This window comes from Desulfuromonas carbonis (assembly GCF_054658035.1).
In genome coordinates, this window is sequence record NZ_BAAHXR010000001.1 from 274,260 (window position 1) to 293,650 (window position 19,391).

18 protein-coding genes are annotated in these 19,391 nt (G+C 61.4%); all 18 read right to left on the reverse strand.

The features are described 5' to 3' along the window. Nucleotide 1: 1 nt before the first annotated feature. On the reverse strand, nt 2–1,219 hold the full coding sequence (locus ACYQ8E_RS01265; protein ID WP_459859907.1) for a CRISPR-associated helicase/endonuclease Cas3: 1,218 nt from the start codon (nt 1,217–1,219) through the stop codon (nt 2–4). Between the two features lie 59 nt (nt 1,220–1,278). Beyond that, nucleotides 1,279–2,493 (reverse strand): IS256 family transposase, encoded by a 1,215-nt coding sequence (locus ACYQ8E_RS01270; protein ID WP_066722594.1) that lies wholly within the window; start codon nt 2,491–2,493, stop codon nt 1,279–1,281. 9 nt (nt 2,494–2,502) lie between these two features. Continuing rightward, a complete protein-coding gene (locus tag ACYQ8E_RS01275; protein ID WP_459859909.1) occupies nt 2,503–3,723 on the reverse strand; it encodes a CRISPR-associated endonuclease Cas3'' in 1,221 nt (406 codons plus the stop codon). Further along, the gene (locus ACYQ8E_RS01280; RefSeq protein WP_157471805.1) at nt 3,704–3,904 is read right to left on the reverse strand and encodes a hypothetical protein; all 201 of its coding nucleotides are present in this window, start codon (nt 3,902–3,904) and stop codon (nt 3,704–3,706) included. The genes ACYQ8E_RS01275 and ACYQ8E_RS01280 overlap by 20 nt, the downstream gene beginning before the upstream one ends. A gap of 176 nt (nt 3,905–4,080) precedes the next feature. Beyond that, nucleotides 4,081–4,983, reverse strand: coding sequence for a sensor domain-containing diguanylate cyclase (locus ACYQ8E_RS01285; RefSeq protein WP_157471803.1), 903 nt, complete (start codon nt 4,981–4,983; stop codon nt 4,081–4,083). 25 nt (nt 4,984–5,008) lie between these two features. Further along, on the reverse strand, nt 5,009–6,199 hold the full coding sequence (locus ACYQ8E_RS01290) for a M24 family metallopeptidase (RefSeq protein ID WP_066725924.1): 1,191 nt from the start codon (nt 6,197–6,199) through the stop codon (nt 5,009–5,011). Nucleotides 6,200–6,231: 32 nt separating this feature from the next. Beyond that, nucleotides 6,232–7,896 carry an AMP-binding protein gene (locus ACYQ8E_RS01295; protein ID WP_459859911.1) on the reverse strand — a complete coding sequence of 555 codons (1,665 nt, stop codon included), beginning with the start codon at nt 7,894–7,896 and terminating at the stop codon, nt 6,232–6,234. Between the two features lie 361 nt (nt 7,897–8,257). After that, on the reverse strand, nt 8,258–8,920 hold the full coding sequence (locus ACYQ8E_RS01300) for a DUF502 domain-containing protein (RefSeq protein ID WP_231875394.1): 663 nt from the start codon (nt 8,918–8,920) through the stop codon (nt 8,258–8,260). Nucleotides 8,921–9,091: 171 nt separating this feature from the next. Next, nucleotides 9,092–10,432, reverse strand: coding sequence for a multiheme c-type cytochrome (locus ACYQ8E_RS01305; protein ID WP_066725918.1), 1,341 nt, complete (start codon nt 10,430–10,432; stop codon nt 9,092–9,094). 237 nt (nt 10,433–10,669) lie between these two features. Next, on the reverse strand, nt 10,670–11,386 hold the full coding sequence (locus tag ACYQ8E_RS01310) for a TIGR02266 family protein (protein WP_459859913.1): 717 nt from the start codon (nt 11,384–11,386) through the stop codon (nt 10,670–10,672). Continuing rightward, nucleotides 11,374–11,913 carry a MogA/MoaB family molybdenum cofactor biosynthesis protein gene (locus ACYQ8E_RS01315; protein WP_459859914.1) on the reverse strand — a complete coding sequence of 180 codons (540 nt, stop codon included), beginning with the start codon at nt 11,911–11,913 and terminating at the stop codon, nt 11,374–11,376. The genes ACYQ8E_RS01310 and ACYQ8E_RS01315 overlap by 13 nt, the downstream gene beginning before the upstream one ends. After that, complete coding sequence (locus tag ACYQ8E_RS01320; protein WP_459859915.1) at nt 11,910–12,377, reverse strand: MOSC domain-containing protein; 468 nt, start codon at nt 12,375–12,377, stop codon at nt 11,910–11,912. The genes ACYQ8E_RS01315 and ACYQ8E_RS01320 overlap by 4 nt, the downstream gene beginning before the upstream one ends. After that, a complete protein-coding gene (locus ACYQ8E_RS01325) occupies nt 12,374–13,429 on the reverse strand; it encodes a hypothetical protein (RefSeq protein ID WP_459859917.1) in 1,056 nt (351 codons plus the stop codon). Before ACYQ8E_RS01325 ends, ACYQ8E_RS01320 begins: the two co-directional genes overlap by 4 nt. Nucleotides 13,430–13,440: 11 nt before the next feature. Next, nucleotides 13,441–14,376 carry a hypothetical protein gene (locus ACYQ8E_RS01330; protein WP_459859919.1) on the reverse strand — a complete coding sequence of 312 codons (936 nt, stop codon included), beginning with the start codon at nt 14,374–14,376 and terminating at the stop codon, nt 13,441–13,443. Nucleotides 14,377–14,408: 32 nt separating this feature from the next. Further along, the gene (gene fusA / locus ACYQ8E_RS01335) at nt 14,409–16,487 is read right to left on the reverse strand and encodes an elongation factor G (protein ID WP_066725898.1); all 2,079 of its coding nucleotides are present in this window, start codon (nt 16,485–16,487) and stop codon (nt 14,409–14,411) included. 184 nt (nt 16,488–16,671) lie between these two features. Next, the gene (locus tag ACYQ8E_RS01340) at nt 16,672–17,445 is read right to left on the reverse strand and encodes a type III pantothenate kinase (RefSeq protein ID WP_066729703.1); all 774 of its coding nucleotides are present in this window, start codon (nt 17,443–17,445) and stop codon (nt 16,672–16,674) included. Between the two features lie 31 nt (nt 17,446–17,476). Further along, the gene (locus tag ACYQ8E_RS01345; protein WP_157471801.1) at nt 17,477–18,466 is read right to left on the reverse strand and encodes a biotin--[acetyl-CoA-carboxylase] ligase; all 990 of its coding nucleotides are present in this window, start codon (nt 18,464–18,466) and stop codon (nt 17,477–17,479) included. A 14-nt stretch (nt 18,467–18,480) separates the two neighbouring features. Continuing rightward, nucleotides 18,481–19,305 (reverse strand): carboxylating nicotinate-nucleotide diphosphorylase, encoded by an 825-nt coding sequence (gene nadC, locus ACYQ8E_RS01350; protein WP_066725893.1) that lies wholly within the window; start codon nt 19,303–19,305, stop codon nt 18,481–18,483. Nucleotides 19,306–19,391: the final 86 nt, after the last annotated feature.

The following is a 19,391-nucleotide window of genomic DNA, read 5'->3' on the forward strand; positions in this document are numbered from 1 at the left end:
TCTAGCCAATCTGCGGCTTAAACTCTGTGACGGGTTCCGTCGACAACCCAAATTCCTTGCTGTAATAGCGCTCATCGACATAGTGGAAAATTCCGCCGTGCACCGGCACAACGGCGCCCTTTTCCATCAATTTTCTCCAAACGTTCGGAAAAACATTGACACTATACTGCTGCGCCTCATGCAGCAGCCTCCGCACTTGACAGGGATCGCGCTCGGCACACAAATCGGCGATAAGTTCCTCCCCTTTGCCGTAGGGAACAATGACAGCCTCAGTCGGCGCATCGATGGCCTTGAAAATCCTTCCGGCAGTCTTGAACGATTGCCGCAGCGCCAGCCCCTGAGTCACGCCAACATTGTTGTGATTGTCGCCGAGCAGACTCAGTAAGCTGTCGGCGCGACCGGCCTCCCGCGCACTCACCTTATAGACCATCTCTTCCGCGCGGCGATAAAAGTAATAGGAGAAATAAAGTTGCATTGCTTCTGGCGAAAGCAGCTTGCCGTCTGCCTGTTCATGAAGAACCCGCTGGGCGATATCGCGCCCTTCGCGGATATCGACCAGCTGCTCGATTTTCTCCTCAACGGAGTTGACGACATGAACCTCGGCGGTCTCCGCTTCGCCGTTTCGGTTGCACCGCCCTGCCGCCTGGGCGATGGAATCGAGGCCGGCAAGGAAACGGATGACCGATGCGAAGTCAACATCGACTCCCGCTTCGATCAACTGAGTGCTGAGACAGAGAACCGGCAATTTCTTCTTAAGCCGATCTTTAATCGCTGCGAGTTTTTCTTTTCGATGCGCCGGACACATGCTGGTACTGAGGTGGAAAACACTATCTGTTTCCAGTTCTTTCGAGCAATGGGAATATAGTCGCTGCGCCCAGTCCTTCGTGTTTACGACCACCAAACAACTGCCCTTGCTGCGACATTCGCTCAGTGCCAATTCGCCAAGTTCCTCTTCCGACCAGCCTTCCGGCTTAACCCGATTACGAATATCGACCCGCTTTAACTTTTCAAACAGATTGCCAACATCTTCGACCAGTTCATTTCCCGGCGGAATCGTCAGTTGCCCTTTCTCCGGATTCTTGAGCTGATGCAAAAGCGGTTGAGTGGCAGTACACAGAAGGGCAGTAGTTCCCGCGTGCTTGCTGAGAAAATTGAGTGCATTGCAGAAAATGTGAACGCAATTGATCGGCAAAGTCTGGATTTCATCGAAAACCAGCACCGACTTTGCCAGTTGGGGCGGTGTAAATCAGTTTGTGTAAATGGCTTGGGTTTTTGTCGTCAGTAAACCGGCAACCTGCCTTCGAACAAGATAGAGAACTGGTTGAGGGCGGCCTTCCAGTCCCGAATCGGCAGGGTCCATTTCTTGGCGATATTGTTCAGCGCCAGGTAGAGCAGTTTGAACATGGCTGCGTCGTTGGGGAATGAGCCCCGGTTCTTGGTGACCTTGCGCAGCGACATGTTCAGCGATTCGATCGCATTGGTGGTGTAGATCACCTTGCGAATCTCCGCCGGGTAGGCGAAAAAAGGGGTGATTCTCTCCCAGTTGCGCCGCCAGGACTGGCCGATGGAGGGGTGGGTTTTATCCCACTTCGCTTCGAACTCCGTCAGGTTCATTTCGGCCTGCTCGGCCGTCGCGGCCTGGTAAATGGACTTCAGATCGGCCGCCACTTCCTTGCGCTGTTTCCAGGAGACGTAGCGGAGAGAATGGCGCACCATGTGAACGAGGCAGAGCTGGACCTGGGTGCGAGGAAAGACTGCTTCGATGGCCTCGGGGAAACCTTTGAGCCCGTCCACGCAGGCGATGAAGATGTCTTCGACACCCCGGTTTTTCAACTCGGTCACCACCTGTAGCCAGAACTTGGCGCCCTCGTTCTCGGCCACCCACATGCCCAGGACCTCCTTGATGCCGTCCAGGGTGACGCCCAGGGCCAGGTAGACCGCTTTATTGCTGACGTGGCCGTTGTCTCGCACCTTGACCCGGACCGCGTCCATATAGACGATGGGATAGAGGGCGTCGAGCGGTCGGTTCTGCCAGATCTTGACCTCGTCCGCGACGGCATCGGTCACGCTGGAAATGAGGGCGGGAGAGACCTCGACGCCATAAATCTCTTCCAGATGCCCCTGGATCTCCCGGGTCGTCATCCCCCGGGCGTAGAGGGAGATGATCTTGCCGTCGAAGCCGGCGAAGCGGGTCTGGCCCTTGGGAATGATGAGCGGCTCGAAGCTGCTGTCCCGGTCACGCGGAACCTCGATCGGCAGTTTGCCGAATTCGCCCTTGATGGTTTTGGCCGACTTGCCATTGCGGGCATTGCCGCCTTTCGTGGCCACGGGAGCATGCTTCTCGTGCCCCAGGTGTTGGGTCAATTCCGCTTCCAAAGCTCGTTCCAGAAGGGCCTTGGTGAGCTGTTTAAGCAAGCCGGTTTCGCCGATCAGGTCTTCGGGCTTCTTGTAGTCGGCAAGCAGACGGTCCAGCAGATCTTTTTCGATGGCCATGGGGGCTCCTTAGAGGGTGGGGTCCCGGTGTACCCCTGAATGGCCATTTACACAATCTTTTTTACACCCTCCCAGTTGGTGCATTCGCCTCGGCCCACGGGTGCCTCCGCCGAAAAGTGTTTCGAGGAATTGCACCATCGTCGTAAAGACAATCGGCGCGTCCCAGTTTTCGGCTACCAGCTTGCTTTGCCAAGTTTGAACTTCTGGTTCCAGATTCGAGTGGTGCTCCAGCACCCACGGCTGTTCATCGCCTTCCCGTTCGACAAGCTTGCGAATTTCTTCGGCGTTCTGCTCGATGATGGAGGTGTACGGAATGATGCAGATAATTCGGTCCAGTTTATGCTGCTGGGCATGGTGGAGAGCGAAACGCATCCCGGCGAAGGTCTTGCCACCGCCAGTCGGCACGGTCAGCGAGTAGATACCTTGATCGCCTTCCGCCCGTCCTCTGCAACGATCGGAAATATGGCGGCGCAGATGGTCAATATCATGTTTGATCGGGATGGCGGCCAGTTTTTCTTCCATCCGCTGGATCGCTGCCTGCCATTCGACCGGCTTGCTTCGCCTCACTGATTTATTTTCTGGCTTTTCATGATCGGCACTGTCAATGCGGTCGGCATCAATCAGGCAACTGAAGAGAAGGCGCGTCCAAAGACCGACCTTGAACCACCCGACAAGTTTTGATTCGGAATTGGATAGCAGCGCCGAAACCTGCTTCAAACAAGCGTGCAATAAATCCGGGGAGGCAAGTCCATTCAACCTTTGCAGAATCTGTGAATCGGCATTTTTCAGGCATTCGCCGAGATTGGTTTTATCATCGGTTTTTTTCATCCGGGAGAGAAAAACATTTTCCCCCTCCGGGTTCAAACAATCCACCAGGCCGCCGTGATGTGATGCCAAACAGGTAGCGAAAATCTGGCCAACAAGTTTCCCTCTGTCTCCGTAATTACGGCAATATTGCCAAATCCATTGAGCACCAGCGGTCGAATGGTCGATTTTCCCCTTCTGCTCTTTTGAATCGACAAAGTCTTCATCGATATCGGGATTGAGCATTCCCGTTGCAGATTTTATGTAGGCCTGGAATTCTCCACTGTATTTACCTAAATCGTGGAGTAAACCGAGCAACTCGCCGGATTCTGGTACTCCGATCTTTTGGGCCAATAATCTACAAATCCCGGCAACTGCTTCAAGATGGCTTTCAACTGATTGACCATTATGTGCGAAATAAACCATCATCCCTCCAGACCAAATCTTTCACCTTTAAATCCACATTTAAGCCAGGCGACTTTATCAACGCAAAAAAGCGCCCCCCGGCCTCCGGCTGAAAAGCGCTTCCTAAAAACCCCGTTTTTTCTCTCTGCTCATCTCCCCCTCCCATAAACAACGCCTCATTTATACCAGACCATCCGCTCATGACGAAACTCTTTCTCCCCCGGGACTTCATCGGGAATGCCGCCTGGCAGGAGAAAGTACCATAGTTGACCGGAATTATCGCCGGGCAGCGTGACAGAATGCGTCACAATAGGAAATCTGAATGGTTCCTTCAGGAAGGGGGCGGCGGGTATAGGAGCGGGAAAACTGGGGGAGGAACTAGGAATCACAGCTGACGCAGTCGCGGCCAGCCTCTTTGCTGTGGTACATGAGCTGATCGGCGCGCCGCACCACCCCGGCCAGATCGTCCTCGGGGCGGAACAACGTAGCGCCGACGGAGATCGTCACCCGCTCCTGGCCAGTGGGGACGGCGACGGTCGAACTGGCGACCAGGCGCCGCACCCGCTCGGCGATGACGCAGAGCGCCTCGGCATCGACGTGGCGGATAAGGCCGACAAACTCCTCCCCGCCCCAGCGCCCGAAGAGGTCGAAGGGGCGTGCACAGGCCTTGAGGGTTGCGGCAACCACCTGCAGCGCGCGGTCGCCGATCTCGTGGCCGTAGCGGTCGTTGAAGTTCTTGAAATGATCGACATCGAGAAACAGAACGCCGAAGGGAATGCCGTAGCGGTGGGTCTCCTCGATGCGGGCGCTCAGTTCCGCCTCCAGGTGGCAGCGGTTGGAGATTCCGGTCAGGGCATCGACCATCGCCAGGGTCTCGAGTTCAGCCATTCGCTGGCGCAGCGCATGCTGGGAACTGATGTCGGTAAAGAACTCGGCGCCGCCGAAGATCTTCCCCTCTTCGTCCCGCAGCGGCGTGACCCGAACCGCCACCGGCACCCGGTGGCCGTCGGCATGATGCAGATAGATTTCGGCGGCGCGGGATTGACCATCCGCCATGGCCGCCGCCAGGGGGCAGCCGCCCAGGCAGAGGGAATTCCCCTCCTGATCGACATGAATCAGGATATTGTCCGAGCAGCGCGAGCCGATCACATCGGCGGCGCGGTAGCCGGTGATCTCTTCGGCCGACCGGTTCCAGTAGGTTATGCGCCGCTCGGTGTCGGTAAAATAGACGCCGTCGTGCAGCTGTTCTAACAGGATCTGCCAGTTGATTATCCGGTCCATTTCGATCCCGGTGCCCGGTGACGTTTCAGAGGACGACCAGCTCCTCCGGGGTGAAGGTCAGGTGTTTTAATCCATCCTGCGCCACCCAGAAAGTATTTTCAACCCCCACCGCACCGAGACCGGGGTAGACCGCTTTCGGTTCGAAGGCAAAGGTCATGTACTCTTCGAGCAGCTGCTCCTTGAAACCGCGGGCGATGAAGGGATATTCGTCAATCTCGATGCCGATGCCGTGGCCGATGAAGGAGACCTGGGCGCCCTTGCTCCCCATGAAATGATCCTGGTAACCGAGTTCCATGGCGAGCTGGTAGCACTGGTCGTAGACTTCCCCCCAGGCGACGCCGGGACGGGCAATCTCCTTGAGGTGCTGCTGGATGCTGAGCATATCGGCATAGGCCTGCGGCAACGGCTCGGGGAGGCCGCCGATACAGAAGATGCGGGTCTGGTCGACGAGGTAGCCGTCAAAGGCACCGGTGAAGTCGACCACGATCGGCTCCTTCTCCCGAATCCGCTTGTAGCTGGCCCCCTGGCCGATCGACGGGTTGACGCCGATACCGCCGAGGGGGGTGTCGTTGAAGGCCGGGGCGGCGCTGTCAGCGCCGGAAAAGACGTGGCCGTAAAAGAGTTCGGAATTGAAGCCGCGCATCCGCGTCAGCCCCTGGTGGCCGGCCTGGCGGGCGCAGAACTCGAGTTCGGCGGCGAGTTCGAAGTCGGTCATGCCGGCCCGGATCACCTGCCGGGCCCGCTGGCAGACCTTGTCGACCTGCAGGGCGGCATCCTTCATGATCTCAATCTCGTACTGCGACTTCACCGCCCGCACTGCCCGGATCAACGGGGAGGCATCGAGCATCTCGCAATCGCCAAAGGGGGCGCGAAACCGGTTGTAGGCGGCCACCGGCAGGACATCGAGTTCCATCCCGGCCCGCGTTGGCAGCGGCAGGCCGAAATCGCCGAGCAGCCCGGGGATGTCGCGCGGGCTCTTGAAGGGGACGATCTGCTTAAGGCCGCTCTCCATGCGCGCGCGGCCGAAGTCCTTGCGCACCAGGTAGAGCGGCTCGCCGGCGACGGGAAGATAGAGCAGACCCTGCTGGATCGACCCGGTGAAATAGAAGAGGTCGGCATTCTGGGTGATCAGGACCGCATCGAGCCCGGCAGCGGCCATGCGCAGCTGGAGTTTTTGAAAGCGGCTCTGCAATTCACTGGCGGGGGTGATACGCATCAGGCTTCCTCCGGGAGAACAGGGGTGAAATTTCAGGCGGTCTCGGCGCCGGCGGCATCCTCCAGACTGAGGTCGCGGATCGCCATGTCGCGCAGCTTGAATTTCTGGATCTTGCCGCTGGCGGTCATCGGATATTCATCGACGAACTTGACGTAATAGGGGATCTTGTAATTGGCGATCCGCCCCTTGCAAAAGTCGCGGATCTCCTCCTCGCTACAGGCGACCCCCTCCTTGAGCTTGACCGCCGCCATGACCTGCTCGCCGTACTTGCGGTCGGGAACGCCGTAAACCTGGACATCGGCGACCTTGGGGTGGGTGTAGAGGAACTCTTCGATCTCCCGGGGGTAGATATTCTCCCCGCCGCGGATGATCATGTTCTTGATCCGGCCGGTGATCTTGCAATAGCCGTTCTCGTCCATCACCGCCAGGTCGCCGGTGTGCAGCCACCCATCAGGGTCGATCGCCCGGGCGGTCTCTTCCGGCATCTGGTAGTACCCTTTCATCACCAGGTAGCCGCGGGTGCAGAGTTCCCCCTGTTTGCCGGGCGGCAGGCTGGCGCCGGTCTCGATATCGACGATCTTGACCTCGACATTGGGCAGGGCGCGGCCGACGGTGGCAACCCGCAACTCGATGGGGTCGTCGGTGCGGGTCTGGGTGATTACCGGCGACGATTCGGTCTGGCCGTAAGCGATGGTGATCTCGCTGGCATGCATGTCGCGGATGACCCGCTTCATCACCTCCGTCGGGCAGGGGGAGCCGGCCATGATCCCGGTGCGCAGGCTGGAGAGGTCGTAGCGATGGAACGCCGGGTGTTCGAGCTCGGCGATGAACATGGTCGGCACCCCGTGCAGGGCGGTGCAGCGTTCCGCCTCCACCGTCTGCAATACCTGCTCGGGGTTGAAGGTCTCCACCGGGACCATGGTCGAACCGTGGGTGACGCAGGCCATCACCGCGAGGACACAACCGAAACAGTGGAAGAAGGGGACCGGGATGCAGAGACGGTCCTTCTCGGTGAATTTCATGCATTCGCCGATGTTGAAGCCGTTGTTGACGATGTTGTGGTGGGTGAGCATCACCCCCTTGGGGAAACCGGTCGTCCCCGAGGTGTACTGCATGTTGATGACATCGTGTTCGTCCAGGGTTGCCTTGACCGCGGCGAGTTCGGCATCGCTGATGGCGCGGCCGAGGGCTTCCAGTTCGCCGTAGGGGAGGAGCCCCGGCGGCGCCTCCGCACCGAGAAAGATCACTCTTTCGAGGCGCGGCAGGGTGGCGCTCTGCACCCGGCCCGCCGTCGCTCCCTTCAACTCCGGGACGATCTGGTAAAGGGTCTCGACATAGTCGGTATCCTTGAAACCCGCGACCAGAAAGAGCGCAGTAGCATCGGACTGGCGCAGGATGTATTCCAGCTCCGCCGTCTTGTAGCTGGTATTGACGGTGACCAGGACCGCGCCGATCCTGGCCGAGGCGAACTGCAGCACTACCCATTCGGGGACGTTGGTGGCCCAGATGGCGAGGTGGTCCCCCTTTTTCACCCCGAGTTTCAACAGCCCCTTGGCGATCCGGTCACAGCGCTGGTCGAACTCCCGGTAACTGTAGCGCAGGTTGCGGTCGGCATAGACCAGGCAGTCATTGTCCGGGAAACGACGGGCGATCTCCTCGATCAGGCCACCCATGGTGAAATGCAGGGTTTCGCTCATGACAGCATACTCCTTTAATGATTTCAATGGTCGCCGCAGCCCGCTGCAAAGACGGCTCTCTTCCAGGGCAAACCATTGTATTTAATGGTCGTTTTCCATAACACGCGCAACCCTCCGGCGTCAATCAGTAATGCGCCCAGGAAACCCGGCGCCACCATCCTGCCGGCAATACATTCATGATTTCGCATATTTGAATTGAGCTAAAAAATAGCCAACCGGGGCGCTCCTGATTTTTTTCTAGGCAAAGAGCTAAAGGGCCGGAGGGTACACGGCCTTTCCTCTCCGGCCAGGGGTTTTCCACAAGGCTATCCACATCCGGCTGTGGATGCCCACACCCCGTGCTACGCAAAACCACGGAGGCTCATTGCAGCCGTTCCGAACGGATGACGTCGGGGGTGACCATGCCGCCGGAAACGATGATCTTCATCGCCTCCTCGACCCCGAAAGCGGCGGGAAAGACCTTGTCTTCTTCGAGAATCAGGACATAGCCGGAGGTCGGGTTGGGAGAGGTCGGGATAAAGAGGGTGTGGTAGCGTTTTCCCGATTCGGCCTGGACGCTGTTGGTGATAAAGGCGATGGAGAAGCACCCCTCCTTGGGAAACTCGACATAGACCGCCTTGCGGAAGGCCCCCTTGCCGCCGGCGGAGAAGACCTGCATGACCTGCTTGGTCGAGGTGTAGATCGACTTCACCAGCGGAATCCGCGACAGCAGCCGGTCCCACAGACCAAACAGGCGCGAGCCGAAGACATTGCTGGCGACGAGCCCGGCGAGGTAGATGACAACAAAGCCGGCGATCATTCCCATCCCCGGTACATAGCGCCCCTCGCCGAAGAAAAAGGCGAAGGTATTGCGGATATAGGGCGCGAGGACACCGTCGGCGAGGCTGAAGAGGAAGCGCAGGATAAAGACGGTGATGCCGATCGGAATCACCACCAGCAGCCCGGCCGCCAGCATTTTGCGGAAATGGTTCACCAGCCACCAGCGCCGCGGCCGGATTTCGGGTTCACTCGGTTCTGTCGTCACGGGAAGTGCTCCTTGAGAGATACGGGATGAAAGAGGAAGCCGTACAGGACAATTTCTACCATAATTTCCGCTTCCTGCGGGAAAAAACGGTAGACGCAGCCGTCCGGCCACGCCACAAAAAGGAACGGCCGGGAGGGTCCCGGCCGTTCCTTTTTGTCTGTGCAGGAGCGCTTACTGGACTTTCTGGTTATAGCGCTCCAGGTAGTATTTCTTCATCTCCTCGATGCGCTGCTTGTCGAATCCCTTGGTGTACCACTCGTGCTCCTTGCGCCCGTCGATATACTTGGCGACGATCTTTTCGTAGACCTCGGGCTTGCCGGCCTTCTCGCAGGCCTCCTTCGCCTCGGGGAGGAGCTCGGTGTAGAAGTTCTTGGCGACGTCGTAGATGCCGTGCCACCAGGCGTAGTCGGGACCGCTCATGGCCGCGCCATGGCGGGCACGCCGCCCTTCGTGGTGCCAGAGCTCCCAGTAGATCCAGTCGATCTTGTCGTCGAAATCGGACTTGCTCAAGACCCCCTCGTCCATCAGGATGCCGCGGATCTCCTTGGCGGGGATGGCGAACTTGTCGTTGTAGAAGACCACGAACTCGTCGAGCTGCTTGTAGAAGCCCTCGACGAAGGGCGCCCCGTGGCAGGCGGAACAGACATCCTGCATGTCGTGCAGCTTCTTCTGCCAGTCCGTGGTCCGTCCCGAGACCGGGCTGCGCAGGTCCCAGGAGAGGCGGGTGCCGACGTCGTGAGTGACCCCCTGGGTGCGGGTCGCGCTCATGTGGCAGGTGGCGCAGGTCGGGGCGTCGTAGTAATCCTCCCCAGCCACCCATTTCGGCTTGTCCATGTTGAGGTCACCCTTGAAGGACGCGAAGAGAATGCCGTGTTTCGACTCCTCGTAGACCTCTTTCTGCGGGTGATCGGGGCCGAGGTGGCACTTGCCGCAGGTTTCGGGCTGGCGCGCCTGGGCCTTGCTGAAACGGTGACGGGTGTGGCAGGCGCTGCAGGTCCCCTTGGAACCGTCCGGGTTGACCCGGCCGATGCCGGTGTTGGGCCAGGTGTTGGTGTCGAGGGTGCCGTCGGCCTTGACCTTGACGATGGAGCCGTGGCATTGCCGGCAACCGACCGCCACTGCCGGCTCGCCGCCGATGGTCTGACCGAGGATGCCGTCCTTGGTGTTGAGGATGTCACCGGCCGCGGCATGGTGGCTCCCCTCCTGCTCCGCCGTCTCTTTCGGATGGCACTGGCCACAGTCCCGGGGGGATACGATAATCGCCACGGTATAGCCGTTGTGCTCCATGGCGTCGGGATCCTTCTTGTCCGCCTTGTGACACTCGTAGCAGCCAACGCCGGCATTCCAGTGTTCGCTGTCCTGCCATTGGCTGACGATGCCGGGCATGGCACTGTGACAGTCCAGGCAGTCCTGGGTCTCCTTGGAAATACGCGGGGTCTGCGCCAGCGCCGCTTGCGCCAGCAGCAGACAGAGGATACCGGTAAGCACCGGCAACAACCAGAACCTTCTCATCTTTGCCTCCTCGACAGGGTTTCGGCCGCACCGTAGCAGCCGGTGGAAGGGAAACTTCGTCGGAGGGATGGCAGGCCGACGAAGATCATGACATTTTTTTCATCGGACCTTACCAACACTTCTTTAGCAGAGATTTGATGCAGGTCAATTATCGCGAAGAAAGGAGTGGCCGACAAAATACAAAAAGCCCACGCAGGGCGTGGGCCGGGGGAAGGAAATCTGGGCAGGAGGACTAAACTACCAGGAGGGGGTCAGCTCCCGGGTCTGGATGAATTCGCGGATCTGCTGCATCTTTTCGAGGGGCAAATCGAGAAACTGCACACCGACGCCAGCGGGGAGCTGCGGCTTGCAGGGCTCCGCTGCCGCATTCACCCAGGCGACCCGGGCCCTGCAGCGGAATGGTTCATCCAGGCCGGGGAGGCCGAATTCCAGGTACAGGGGGGCATTTTCCGCAAAGGGGCGGGTCGTCTCCAGGAAGAGGCCGCCGCTACTGATATTGATTGTGAAATGTTCGAGCAGGTCGTCCGGGGAGGTGCCGAACCGGACCCGGAGCCGGGCATCGACCCGCGGTGCCATGCGCGCGGCAATCGCCAGAAAACGGCGGGCGGTTTCCATGAACTGGTGGCGGTTGATCGGCTTCAGCACGATTTCGTCGCATCCCGCCTGGCGGCAGCGCTCCAGGTCCTCCTCGCGCCCGCCGTGGGTCACCATCACCACCGGGGTGGTGCGCAGTTCGGGGTCGGCCTTGATCTGGCGACAGGCCTCGTCACCATCCAGCTGCGGCATGTAGAGATCCATGAAAACCAGGGTTGGGCGCTCGGCACGCACCAGGTCAACCGCCTCCTGGCCGTTACGGGCGATCAACAGCGTGAACCCCTCGCGGCGGAAAAAGGTCTTTTCCAGTTCGAGGAAGAGTTCGACATCGTCGGCCAGCAGAATCTTCATTGGGGGCATGGCGGGGACTCCTGGGCCGGGGGGACCTCCCCTTGTGCGCAATCGGAGGGGTCCCCCTGCAATTTGGCCAGCGCATGGGGAAGCGCCGGCAGAATAACCGTTAAATTCTCGCGCACCGCCTTGGGACTTCCCGGCAGGTTGACGATCAGGGTGCGGCCGCGTATTCCGGCCACCCCGCGCGCGAGCATGGCATGGGGTGTTTTGGCCAGGCTCGCCGCGCGCATCGCCTCGGCGAGTCCGGGGACGAGGCGATCGACCACCTGCAGGGTCGCTTCCGGGGTCACGTCCCGGGGGGAGAGCCCGGTGCCGCCGGTGGTCAGGATCAGCGCCAGCTGCTCCGCATCGGCCCAGGCCGCCAGGGTCTCGCGGATTGCGGCGCTCTCGTCGGGAAGGACCTGATAACGGACGACCGCGCCAAGGTCGGCAACCAGCTCCCGGAGCAGCGCACCACTTGCATCGGTGCGCTCACCGCGTGCCCCCTTGTCCGACAGGGTGAGAATACCGATGCGGAACTTTGCCGAGTTCATGCGGGGACCGCCACCACTTCGATCGGGTCGCCGCTGGCGACCGGGCCGCCATGGATGACGACGGCAAAAATCCCCTCCTTGGGCATGACACAATCTCCGGCCTGGTAGAAGATGGCACAGCGTTCGTGACAGATCTTGCCGATCTGGGTGATTTCGAGCAGGGCGCTCTTGCCGACCCGGAGGCGGGAACCGATCGGCAGGTGACAGAGGTCGAGCCCCTGGGTGGTGAGGTTCTCGGCGAAATCGCCCGGACCAACGTCGAGACCGGCGGCCTGCATCTTGGCAATACTCTCCAGGGCGAGGAGACTCACCTGGCGATGCCAGTCGCCGCCGTGCCCGTCGCCGGCCAGGCCGAACCCGGCCACCAGCTCACCCTGGCCGACATCCTGTTTCCGTTCCCCCTTGCCGGGGCTGGTACAGACCGCCACCACCAAACCCTGGCCGAGGGTTTCCGACGCGCTCATCCGCCCTGCTTCTTCTGTTTGGCAAGGAGCATGCGGCGGGCATTGTTGGTCAACACCTGGGAGACCCCGCGGCTGGTGGAGAGATTTTTGAGGTCCTTGTCGGTCAATACGTTCATGTAGCGCAATGCCTTCGGGAGGGGAGTCTTCGGATGCAGGACCAGGGCTTTTTTGATTTCGTAATGCTTGACCCAGTCCTTGTTCAGGGTGATCAGGCGGATCAGCTCCTCATTGGCGCTCTTGTTCTTGGCGACGGCGAGGACTTCACCGTCCGTGATCCGCGGATTCTTCATCACCGCGGCAGAAACCAGCTTATTGGAATCTTTAAGGAAAATACTTCGCCACTCCTTGTCCCCGGACATCGCGATCTTGATCTTCTCCGAGACCCCCAGTTCCATGGCCTGCTGGTACTTGGAGAGATTCATCTCCTCTTCTTCGATCTCGCCGTCCCCTTCGCCGGGCTCTTCCCCATCGTTCGGGAGCGCATCGGGTCCCTCCGCGTCGAGGTCGGTCTTCGCATCTGCGAGTTCCCCCGCCACCGCGGCGGGAGCCTCTTCCTGCCAGCCGAGGCGGAACTTGAGGGCACGGTCGGACTTCGGGTTGGCGAGCAGCGCGGCAACGACAGCCGGCGCCGCCGCCAGGCGCTGGTCGTTATGGGCGACCAGGGACAGCACGCCCCCCTCACTGTGGCCGGCCACATAGACCAGGGTCGCATCGGCAATGGCCGGATTGGTCAACAGCGGTTCCATCACCGCAAGCTCGGTGAGACGCTGCCGGGCCACGAAGTCGAGGAGCTGGGGGTGCACGGAGGGGTCGCGCAGGGTCGGGCCGAGGACCGAGGCCGGCAATTCACGGAAGGTGGTCAGCGCGCGGGAGCGGATCTCTTCATCCCCGCCATGGCAGAGGAAAAACAGGACCGTCACCAGGTCCTTGCCGGAGAGCGGCAAGGCGCCCCGGGAGGCCATCAGGCGCACCTCCCGGGGCGCTTCCTTGCCAACAATCCGGGCCACATCGGGCGAGACCTTGAGCCGGACGGTTTTGCTGTCGTTACTCATGAACCCTCTGTCTAGGGACGTTTACTCACGGTCGCGGCAAGGCCCGCAGCCTTCGCCCTGGCCAGGGCCGCATCCGCGGCCTGGCGATCGGCAAAATCACCGAAGCTGAGTTGTTGCAGGGTCTCGCGCACCATGGCCGGTTCCTCTTCGACGCGAATCCCCTGGCGGTAGAGCTGGTCGGCAAAGCGCCGCCCCTTGTCGAGGATCAGGTAGGAGCCGGCATAGACGGTGGCCTGGCCATCGCGAGTCAGGATAAAGGCGTCAGGCGCCACGCTGGCCAGCTCGGCAACCTTGGCCGCAGCTTCCGCCGGAGCGTAACTGCCGACCTTGAGGCGGGTCATGGCCACTTCCCGTTCGATCGGAGTCCAGACCGGTTCGTAGCCGAGTTTACGCACGACCTTTTCGGCACTGGCGATCGACGATTGGAGCAGGTAAGCGCCGGAGCGGAGGGTGTACTCCCCCGCTGGCGCCGCCTGTGCCACCGGGGCCACGACCGGCGCCGCGGGGGGCGCTTCCTTCGCCGGGGCCGGGGCGGCAGGTTTGGCGACCGGCGCCGTCTCCACCTTCGCCATCGCAGCCGGTTTCGGCTTGGCGGCCGGCTGGGCGGCCGGTTCTGCCTTGACCGGTGGCTGGGCGGCGACCGGCGCCGGGTCCCGGGGGGCAGCCGGCGGGGCCGGCACCGTGACCGTCTGCTTCTTGGCGACCACCGCTGGCCTGGGCTCCGGTTCGGGAACGCCGCCGAGGAAGTAGAAGGCGGCCCCGGCCAGCACGATCAGCAACAGCAGCAGCAACAGGATGCGCAGCAGCGAGTTTGCTTTGGCCGGAGGCGGCTCGGGATCGTTCTCCCACTCTGGCGCGGGCTCTGAAGTCGGTTCCTCCGGCAGCGGAGCCTCCGGCTCCAGGAATGTCTCCTCCTCCTCGAAAGTAAAATCGTCTTTATCCGCCATCGTTCGGACCCTCCTTGAAAAGAAATGGGAAATCAGGATTCTTTATTGCGTTCCGCCAGAATCTTTACCGTCAGGTGCGGCGGGACCTCTTCGTAGTGGGAGAACTCCATGGTGAACAGGCCACGATCCGAGGTCATCGACCGCAGATCCGGCGCGTAGGAGAGGACCTCGGACATCGGCACCTGCACGCCGATGACCTGGCTGTTCGCCTTGGGCTCGACTCCAAGAACCTTGCCGCGCCGCGAGTTCATGTCGCCAATCACATCGCCGATGCAGTCATCCGGCACGGTGATTTCCATGTTCATCAGCGGTTCGAGAAGAACCGGACTCGCCTGCTCCATCGCCCGCTTGAAGCCCATCGAACCGGCAATCTTGAAGGCCATCTCCGACGAGTCGACCGAGTGGTGCGAGCCATCGAAGAGGGTCGCCCGCACATCGACGACCGGGAATCCGCCGAGGTGACCATGATGCATCGCCTCCTGGATCCCCTTGTCGACGGCGGGGATGTACTGGCGCGGCACGACGCCCCCCACCACCTTGTCGACAAACTCGTAGCCGCTCCCGCGCGGCAGGGGTTCGATCTTGATGGTGACATCGGCGAACTGGCCGCGCCCCCCCGACTGTTTCTTGTGCCGATAGGACTGTTCGATCGTCTTCTTGATCGTCTCCCGGTAGGGGACCTTCGGTTCCTTCAGCTCGACTTCGGCGCCGAATTTGCGCTTGATCTTTTCGACCGCGACTTCCAGGTGGACCTGCCCCATGCCGGAAAGGATCAGCTCCTTGGTCTCCTCGTCGCGCTGCACCTGGATCGTCGGGTCTTCCTCGGTCATGCGCTGCAGGGCATTGTGGATCTTGTCCTCGTCGTTCTTGCTCTTGGCCTGCAGGGCAAAGGAGATTACCGGTTTGAGCGGCAGGGGGCTTTCAAACAGGATCGGCCTGGCGCCGTCGCAGAGGGTGTCGCCGGTGGCGGTCACCTTGAGCTTGGGGACGGCGACGATGTCGCCGGCCACCGCTTCGGCGACCGGTTTCTGCTTTTTCCCTTCCAGCTCGAAGATCTGCCCGATCCGTTCCATCGCCTCCTTGCCGGGGTTGTAGACCGAGCTGTCGGACTTGAGGGTGCCGGAGTAGACCCGGAACAGGGTGAGCTTGCCGGTGTAGGGATCGCTGATGGTCTTGAAGACCATCGCCGAGAAGGGGGCGGCCTCATCGGGCAGCCGTTCTTCCATCTCACCGCTCTTGGGATTGGTGCCGAGCTGCACCCCCTTGTCGAGGGGGGAAGGGAGACAGTGCACGATGTATTCAAGGAGCGAGCGGACCCCGATGTTGGCGGTGGCGCTGCCGCAGAGAACCGGGGTAAAGGTGCCGGTCAGGGTCCCCTCGCGCAGACCGCGGAGCACCTCATCCGTGCTGAGGGTTTCGGTTTCGAGGTACTTCTCCATCAGCTCGTCATCCGCTTCCGCAGCGGCCTCGACAAGCAGGTTGCGCAAGCGCTGCGCTTCGTCGAGGAGGTCGGCCGGGATCTCCTCCTCGCGGAAGGTTCCTTTCTCGTCGAACTCGAAAAAACGCGCCTTCATGAAGACCAGGTCGATAATCCCGCGGAACTCCTCGGCGCTGCCGATCGGCATGTTGACCAGCACGGCGCGGGTCCCGAGGCTTTTCGACATGTCATCGACGGCCTTGAGGAAATCGGCCCGCTCCCGATCCATCTTGTTGACGAAAGCAATCCGCGGCACCTCGAACTCCTGGCACCATTCCCAGATCTTCTGGGTCTGGGCCTTGACGCCGGAGATGGCGGAGACGATCAGGACCGCCCCGCCCAGGACGCGCAGGCAGTTGCGGGTATCGTGCAGAAAGTTGGTGTAGCCGGGGGTATCGACCAGGTGGAGGCTGTGCCCCTTCCATTCGCAGTGGTGCAGGCTGGAGCTGATGGTAATGCGGCGCTTGATCTCTTCGGGCTCGAAATCCATGGTCGAGGTGCCGTCATCGACCCGGCCGAGACGATCGGTCATGCCGGTGTTGAAGAGCATCGCCTCGACCAGCGAGGTCTTGCCCGCGCCGCCGTGCGCGACGATCCCGAGGTTCCGGATTTTACTGGTGTCGTACTTGCCCATGGTCACTCCTTTCATTCCATCGGAAGAGGAACTGGTGATACGGGACGGCTCGCAGCCAAATTGAAAGAGGGGGCCGCGGTCAAATCAATAATTCCAGGCAGACTTACGACCACCCCGTGGTCTCGCAAGGATGCCAGTTATTTCGATGAATTGGCGATGATCTTACCACCCGCCACCACGACTGTCAAAGACCCGGACGGTTGCGCTGGTAGAGGATCAGCAGCCCCTCCAGGGTGAGGTTGGGGTCGACCTCCTCGATGGTCTGCGACGCCGGCGCCAGCAGCCCGGCAAGCCCCCCGGTCGCGATCACCCGCGGCGTCTCCCGGGCCTCCTGGCACATCCGGGTGACAATCCCGTCGACCAGGCCGACGTAGCCGTAGTAGATCCCGGCCTGCATGCTGTTGACGGTATTCTTGGCAATCACCTGCGGCGGCCGCGCGAGCTCGACGCGCGGCAGCTTGCTCGCCCGCTGGAAGAGGGCGTCGGCGGAGATCGCCAGGCCCGGAGCGATCGCCCCGCCCTGGTACTCACCGCGCACCGAGATGTAGTCGAAGGTGGTGGCGGTGCCGAAATCGACGACGATCAGGGCGCACTTGTATTTCTCATAGGCGGCGACGGCGTTGACGATGCGGTCGGCGCCGACCTCGCGGGGGTTGTCATAGTGTATCGGCATGCCGGTCTTGATGCCGGGGCCGACAATATAGGGTTTACGCTTGAAATAGCCCTGGCAGAGCCCCTCCAGGGTCGTCAGCAGCGGCGGCACGACGCAGGAGATGATGACATCGCCGATGTCGCTGAAGTGGAGATCGGAGAGGCGAAAGAGCTCGTGAATCAGCATCGCGTACTCGTCGATGGTGCGCGACTTGTCGGTGGTCACCCGCCAGTCCCGGACCAGAGATTCTTCCTGGTAGAGACCGAGGACGATATTGGAATTGCCGACATCAATGACAAGCAGCATGGAAAGTCCGATCAGGTTCGGGTTGCAGACCTTAAAGCGCAAGGGGCCGCACGTCGCCGGCCAGAATCCGTTCGCAGCCGCCGCGGTCATCCTCCACCAGCAGGGCGCCATCACTGTCGATCCCCCGCACCGTGCCGCGGACCAACCGCTGCTGGCAATCGACCTCGACTGCAGAGCCGGTCAGCCGGAAGAAGCCTTCCCAGGCGCTGCGCACCGGTTCGAAACCGGACTGGAGGTATTCGGTGTAGAGGAGATCAAGGTGCTCCAGCAGACGGCGGGCAAAGGCGCTGCGGCAAACCGGGCGGCCACTCTCAAGGCAGAGCGAGGTGGCGGGATAACGCAGGTCGGCCGGGAACTGGTCAGCCGTCATGTTGAGGTTGACGCCGATGCCGAGCACGACATGGTGAATCCCCTCGGTCTCGGCCCGCATCTCGTTGAGCAGGCCGGCGACCTTGCGCCCTCCGAGCAGCAGATCGTTGGGCCACTTGACCTCCGGCGCCATCCCCGGCTCCGCGGCGATAGCGCGGGCGACCGCAACAGCGGAGAGAAAGGTCAGTTGCGGGGCATCCCAGGGAAGAATCGGCGGCCGCAGCAGCACCGACAGGTAGAGGTTGACCCCGGGCGGGGAGGCCCAGCGACGGCCCAGCCGCCCCTTGCCGAGACTCTGTTCCTCGGCGATCACCACGGTTCCTTCGACCGCCCCCGCTTCGGCCAGTTCCGTGGCCCGCTGGTTGGTCGAGTCGGTTCGTGCCAGCGACACGATCTCCCGGCCGATCAGCCGGGTGGAGAGGCCGGCCTGGATTTCGGCGGCAATCAGGGTATCGGGAGTGGTGAGCAGTCGGTAGCCGCGGGAGGGGACCGCCTCGATCTGATAGCCGAGTTCGCGCAGCACACCGATCTGCTTCCAGACGGCGCTGCGGGAAATGCCGAGCAGCGCGCTCAGTTCGGCACCGGAGACAAAGCTGTCGCCGCGGTGGTGAAAGAGGTCAAGGATCGCTTCACGGGGGGCGGGTCGTTCCAAGCAGGCTCCAGCTCTCAGCGAAAGAGCATCGAGATATCGACGGCGCGGGCGGAATGGGTCAGGGCGCCGACCGAGATCAGGTTGACCCCGGTTTCGGCGATCGCCCTTACCGTCTCGAGGTTGACCCCGCCGGAGGCTTCGGTAAGGGCCCGGCCGGCAACGAAATCGACCGCCTCGCGCAATTGTTCGAGGCTCATATTGTCGAGCAGGATAATCTCCGCCCCGGCCGCCACCGCCTCGGCAACTTCTTCGAGATTGCGGGTTTCGACCTCGATTTTCAGCGTGTGGGGAACCCGTTGCCGGGCCCGTTCCACCGCAATCGTGATTCCTCCGGCAGCCGCGATGTGATTCTCCTTGATCAGCACGCCGTCGTAAAGGGAGGTGCGGTGGTTTTGCCCGCCGCCCATGCGCACCGAGTATTTATCGAGGGCGCGCAACCCCGGAGTCGTCTTGCGGGTGTCGACAATCACCGCCCCGGTCCCGGCCACCGCTGCGACGAAAGTTGCGGTCTGCGTCGCCACGCCGCTCATCCGCTGCAACAGGTTGAGGGCGACCCGCTCCCCCTGGAGCAGAACGGCGGCCTCCCCCTTGAGCCAGCACAAGACCTCGCCGCTGCGAATCTGCTCGCCGTCAACCTTGAGATTTTCGCAGGCGACGTTGGCGTCAAGGAGCTGAAAGACCCGGCGAGCAACCTCGATGCCGGAGAGGACAAAATCTTCCTTGGCGACCAGTTCCGCACGCCCCGGGGTCCCCGGGTCGACCGTGGCACGGGTGGTCACATCACCCAGGCCGATATCCTCCTGCAGCGCGGTGCGGATAATACGTTCGATTTCAAACATCGGGCTCTCCGTCTAACATATTGAAAACGCCTCTTTAATAGCACGTTCGCGGCACGATCCGCAACACAAAAGCCGGCCGGGGACGG

Bases quoted from the DNA above. Each gene is read 5' to 3' on its own strand.
- fusA (WP_066725898.1), bottom strand. From the start codon at position 16,487: ATGGGCAAGTACGACACCAGTAAAATCCGGAACCTCGGGATCGTCGCG.
- ACYQ8E_RS01315 (WP_459859914.1), bottom strand. From the start codon at position 11,913: ATGAACTCGGCAAAGTTCCGCATCGGTATTCTCACCCTGTCGGACAAG.
- ACYQ8E_RS01340 (WP_066729703.1), bottom strand. From the start codon at position 17,445: ATGCTGCTTGTCATTGATGTCGGCAATTCCAATATCGTCCTCGGTCTC.
- ACYQ8E_RS01270 (WP_066722594.1), bottom strand. From the start codon at position 2,493: ATGGCCATCGAAAAAGATCTGCTGGACCGTCTGCTTGCCGACTACAAG.
- ACYQ8E_RS01310 (WP_459859913.1), bottom strand. From the start codon at position 11,386: ATGCCCCCAATGAAGATTCTGCTGGCCGACGATGTCGAACTCTTCCTC.
- ACYQ8E_RS01330 (WP_459859919.1), bottom strand. From the start codon at position 14,376: ATGGCGGATAAAGACGATTTTACTTTCGAGGAGGAGGAGACATTCCTG.
- ACYQ8E_RS01295 (WP_459859911.1), bottom strand. From the start codon at position 7,896: ATGAGCGAAACCCTGCATTTCACCATGGGTGGCCTGATCGAGGAGATC.
- ACYQ8E_RS01280 (WP_157471805.1), bottom strand. From the start codon at position 3,904: ATGAGCGGATGGTCTGGTATAAATGAGGCGTTGTTTATGGGAGGGGGA.
- ACYQ8E_RS01275 (WP_459859909.1), bottom strand. From the start codon at position 3,723: ATGGTTTATTTCGCACATAATGGTCAATCAGTTGAAAGCCATCTTGAA.
- ACYQ8E_RS01320 (WP_459859915.1), bottom strand. From the start codon at position 12,377: ATGAGCGCGTCGGAAACCCTCGGCCAGGGTTTGGTGGTGGCGGTCTGT.
- ACYQ8E_RS01290 (WP_066725924.1), bottom strand. From the start codon at position 6,199: ATGCGTATCACCCCCGCCAGTGAATTGCAGAGCCGCTTTCAAAAACTC.
- ACYQ8E_RS01285 (WP_157471803.1), bottom strand. From the start codon at position 4,983: ATGGACCGGATAATCAACTGGCAGATCCTGTTAGAACAGCTGCACGAC.
- ACYQ8E_RS01325 (WP_459859917.1), bottom strand. From the start codon at position 13,429: ATGAGTAACGACAGCAAAACCGTCCGGCTCAAGGTCTCGCCCGATGTG.
- nadC (WP_066725893.1), bottom strand. From the start codon at position 19,305: ATGTTTGAAATCGAACGTATTATCCGCACCGCGCTGCAGGAGGATATC.
- ACYQ8E_RS01305 (WP_066725918.1), bottom strand. From the start codon at position 10,432: ATGAGAAGGTTCTGGTTGTTGCCGGTGCTTACCGGTATCCTCTGTCTG.